The organism is Crocosphaera watsonii WH 8501 (genome assembly GCF_000167195.1).
Lineage (GTDB): Bacteria > Cyanobacteriota > Cyanobacteriia > Cyanobacteriales > Microcystaceae > Crocosphaera > Crocosphaera watsonii.
This window is the reverse complement of sequence record NZ_AADV02000294.1, coordinates 1-2,709: the sequence shown is the minus strand read 5'-3', so window position 1 is coordinate 2,709 and position 2,709 is coordinate 1. Positions and strand designations below refer to the sequence as shown.

Here is a 2,709-nt window from a genome sequence, read left to right as displayed (position 1 = left end):
AAGGGTCCGGGGATCCCTGTACTTTTGGAGTTCTTATAAACGAGTGATTTCATGGTAGATAACTTGGAGCAATGGTGGACAAGTCTGAGTATAACTGAAAAGCAGCAACTAGAGAACATCCAAATTAAAGTTGATAATGGAGCAGAAAATAGTGGAATAAGAAGGCAATTTTTGAAGAGAATGGTAGAGTTTGCCGACCAAACTAAGAAATCTATTCAATTACTATATTTTCCTCCTTATCACAGTAAATATAATCCCATAGAAAGATGTTGGGGAATTTTAGAGAGGCATTGGAACGGAACACTTCTGAGAAATGCTCAAACGATGTTAGCTTGGGTAAAAACTATGACATGGAAAGGCTTAAATCCGATAGTTAAGTTAAGTAAAAAAGTTTATCAAAAAGGCATTTCTTTAACGAAAAAAGAGATGAAGGAAATTGAGAAACGTTTAGAACGTAATCCTCACTTACCTAAATGGGATATTTTGATTAGACCCAGTTAGTCTAAAAAGTTAATAAGAGTGTAAAATTAAGTGAATTTCCTTTTTAAAAATAGTCAAAGCTAATTTAAAAGTTAGCGTATTTCTTTCTTTTAGATAGGGAGGTTTTTGTTCGCGGAAAGTATCCGCGAACAACTTTTTATTTTTCCCTTTTCGCTTATTTGAGATGTTCTACAAACAGATTCTGAGAATGGGTGGGAAACTTTTTCTTGGAAATCACCTAATTACCTTAGCATAACGGGAAGGATAAGAGGCTGAACTAAGCCCACTGTTACCAGCAGCAGCCACAATAACCACACCTTTTTCGTGGGCATAATTAATGGCATCTTCCATCATTTGACTGGCACCACCGCCCCCTAAACTCATGTTAATAATATCGGCTTTATTATCAGCAGCAAAGCGAATGGCTTCGGCAATATCAGAAATGGTACCATATCCGGCAGCAGATAACACTTTTAAGGGCATAATTTTTGCTTGATAGGCAACACCAGCAACCCCATATCTATTATTAGTTGATTGGGCAACGGTTCCGGCTACGTGAGTCCCATGGCCATGATCATCGGTAGCGTCTTTTTTATCGTTAACAAAGTCATATCCTTCTACAAATTCTGTTCTTTGTAAGTCGGGAACACGACTAACTCCAGTATCAATGACGGCAACGGTTACTCCTTTCCCTTTGGCTTGTTTCCAGGCTGCTTCTATGTTAATATTTTCTAGGTTCCATTGTTCACTGTATCTAGGGTCATTAACGGCTTCTAAGGTATGATATTGATAGTTTGGTTCAATATAATCTGTCAATTCCTTAAGTTCAGATTGTTGGATGTTTTTGAGAATATTTTTATTCCCTTTAAGAACATAAACCCTTTCTTTTTGAGAAAATTCACTGTTAAAATAAATTTTTTGGCTATACTTATTACTGATTTTATTTATTTTATTTTCAACTTCTGTGATGGCAATATCTTGTTTAAAGTTAAGAACAATAGAATCAAATTCTCCTTTATTGGCTAATCCTTGAAAGTTACAAACTGCCCAGGAAACTCCGAGAAAAAATAAGGCTAGTATTCCGATACGTTTTAGGAAATTCATGTTTTTATTGGTTGCATCTGTTGATTAAGTTAACTATGTTGACATTGAAAATTCATTAGTGTCTTTGTAGGTCATAAATTACCTTTTCCCAATACCATTTTTCAGGATGATCAGGATTTTTTTGTTTCTGTAAAGTAATTAATCTTTGTGCTAAGTTTTTGTCTCCTTTGACAAGAACAAAAAGACGACTTTTTAAAGACTGACTTACATAGTCTTGGGTTTTAAATTCAGGAAAATTAATTTCAGGAAAATCAACTTCTGGAAAGTGAACTTTAGGAAAACTAATCTCAGGAGAATTATCACAAGTATCTTCTCCTATTTTAATTAGTTCTTCTACCGTTTTTTGTGCATTTTCTGATAATTTTTGTAAGTTTTCTTGAGTATTTTCAATGATGGATGACGTTGCCCCTAAACAAAAGTAAAATGTTTTTTCGGTTAGGTTTTCTAGGTTTTGTTTTAAATTCTCTGAATGATTCATAATTTATCCTAGATTGGGTTATAAGAAGAAATAATTTTCCCTATTCTACTCTAAGATATGGATGATCATTGGGTAACGTCAATCCCAGAAAATACATACAGTAATAATAGTATATACTGACAGTATCCGTAAAGATTACTATTAAATTAAAATCAATAAATTATTAATTATTAGCCTAATATCCTAATGTTAATGCCCCTGGTTTACGAGGGTCAGATGCGCCATGAAATTGACCTTTTTTATACATAACACTTTGGGTACTTCCCATGGCAAAGCTACTTTTAATTGTATGACCTTTGGTTTCTAATAAGTCAATAGTATCACCATTTAATCCTCTTTCTAAACGAATTTGATCTGGAAACCATTGATGATGAATACGAGTTGCATTAGTCGCTTCTGCAATATTCATCTCATGATCAATAACATTCATAATAATTTGTAAGGTGGTGGTAATAATACGACTTCCTCCTGGACTTCCTGTTACTAACCAAGGTTCCCTTCTTTCATGACATAGTAGGAGTCATAAGTTAACATCCGTTTCTGGGGAATCTGTATTTGTCCCCGGATAATTGATAGCATTGAGATCTAATTTATTGTAAAATCTCCTCTGTTGTTTATAAATGCATTCCGGGAAGTTAACATACCTA

2 protein-coding genes and 2 pseudogenes are annotated in these 2,709 nt (G+C 34.1%); 1 reads left to right on the top strand and 3 read right to left on the bottom strand.

Annotation, left to right across the window (positions count from 1 at the left end; all coding sequences use genetic code 11):
• Positions 1-51 precede the first annotated feature (51 nt).
• On the top strand, positions 52-501 hold the full coding sequence (locus tag CWATDRAFT_RS31000) for an ISAzo13-like element transposase-related protein (RefSeq protein ID WP_007308166.1): 450 nt from the start codon (positions 52-54) through the stop codon (positions 499-501).
• A gap of 219 nt (positions 502-720) precedes the next feature.
• Here the strand turns inward: CWATDRAFT_RS31000 and CWATDRAFT_RS30995 are convergent.
• The 3 genes and pseudogenes from CWATDRAFT_RS30995 to CWATDRAFT_RS30985 all read right to left on the bottom strand — a co-directional run.
• A pseudogene (locus CWATDRAFT_RS30995) lies at positions 721-1,584 on the bottom strand (peptidase S8); the annotation flags it as partial.
• 55 nt (positions 1,585-1,639) lie between these two features.
• Positions 1,640-2,062 carry a hypothetical protein gene (locus CWATDRAFT_RS30990; protein ID WP_007308643.1) on the bottom strand — a complete coding sequence of 141 codons (423 nt, stop codon included), beginning with the start codon at positions 2,060-2,062 and terminating at the stop codon, positions 1,640-1,642.
• A 175-nt stretch (positions 2,063-2,237) separates the two neighbouring features.
• A pseudogene (locus tag CWATDRAFT_RS30985) lies at positions 2,238-2,561 on the bottom strand (gamma-glutamyltransferase); the annotation flags it as partial.
• Between the last annotated feature and the right edge of the window lie 148 nt (positions 2,562-2,709).